Genomic DNA, 539 nt, shown 5'->3' with positions numbered 1-539 from the left:
CGGCGCCGGATGAAAGAACAAAAAGCAAAACACCGCGCCGGACATAAGGGACGTGTCAGCCACCTGCGAAGCGTTCCGAGCGCCAGCAAGCCTAAGCCGATGATTCTCAAGAAAAAAAGCCAGACTCAGCTGACTGTTATAGAAGGGAAAAAAAATAAAAAGAAAAACAGAGCGCTTTTTTAATAGGTCCACTGCTTTAAAAACAGCTCTGTCCGTCTTTTACCTAGCTCAATCAGGGCTAGTTTTTTTTGTTGTGTTAAATGAAAATCAGTGGCCATTACGTCATCGACAGGGAGAAAAATGATATTTTGTTCATAGCGTGACGCAATGTGCCTTGCGTCATGAGCATCCTTCATCGTTTCAAACAGGGTGCCGAACAGTTCAAAAGCGTTGCGGATATTTTTTTTCGGACGCTCTCTTTCACGCGGCGCAAGCGTGACACCGATCACAGGGCGCTTTCTTTCCTTTGAAAACAGCCAGATTGGGAAATTGCTTAACACACCTCCGTCGACAACCGTGGCGGTGCCTGTGTCCGTTTT

Annotated in this window: 1 protein-coding gene and 1 pseudogene; one reads left to right on the top strand and one right to left on the bottom strand. The window is 46.6% G+C overall.

Going from position 1 to position 539, the window contains the following annotated elements; translation table 11 throughout:
* Nucleotides 1-183 (top strand): annotated as a pseudogene (locus ACWHAR_RS31310) (SA1362 family protein); the annotation flags it as partial.
* On the opposite strand, the gene ACWHAR_RS31305 reads toward ACWHAR_RS31310, so the two are convergent.
* A partial coding sequence (locus ACWHAR_RS31305) for a patatin-like phospholipase family protein (protein WP_452088958.1) occupies nt 180-539 on the bottom strand: 360 nt, incomplete at its 5' end. The pseudogene ACWHAR_RS31310 and the gene ACWHAR_RS31305 sit on opposite strands and share 4 nt — an antisense overlap.

The organism is Bacillus sp. LR--39, from assembly GCF_053613335.1.
The sequence above is the reverse complement of the archived record's forward strand: the minus strand, read 5'-3'. Positions and strand labels throughout refer to the sequence as shown.